Origin of the sequence: Paenibacillus sp. EKM212P (genome assembly GCF_011066115.1) — a bacterium.
GTDB classification, from domain to species: domain Bacteria; phylum Bacillota; class Bacilli; order Paenibacillales; family Paenibacillaceae; genus Paenibacillus; species Paenibacillus polymyxa_B.
On sequence record NZ_JAAMNR010000064.1, the window covers coordinates 1 to 288 of the forward strand.

At 56.2% G+C, this 288-nt stretch carries 2 tRNA genes and 1 rRNA gene; all 3 read left to right on the forward strand.

Annotated features, from left to right (window positions below):
• A 5S ribosomal RNA gene (gene rrf, locus G9G54_RS26300) occupies positions 1–76 on the forward strand; the annotation flags it as partial.
• Between the two features lie 36 nt (positions 77–112).
• Positions 113–189, forward strand: a tRNA-Ile gene (locus G9G54_RS25000).
• Positions 190–211: 22 nt separating this feature from the next.
• A tRNA-Ala gene (locus G9G54_RS25005) sits at positions 212–287 on the forward strand.
• Position 288: the final 1 nt, after the last annotated feature.

Consider the following 288-nt stretch of genomic DNA (forward strand, 5'->3'; position numbering starts at 1 on the left):
GAACACGACCGTTAAGCCCTCCAGCGCCGATGGTACTTGGACCGCAGGGTCCTGGGAGAGTAGGACGTCGCCAAGCGATATCCTTCAAAGGATAATGAAGTTTTGCATGTTAGGGCCTTTAGCTCAGCTGGTTAGAGCGCACCCCTGATAAGGGTGAGGTCGGTGGTTCGAGTCCACTAAGGCCCACCACTTCCAGAATAACAAAAAGATTGGGGCCATAGCTCAGCTGGGAGAGCGCCTGCCTTGCACGCAGGAGGTCAGCGGTTCGATCCCGCTTGGCTCCACCAA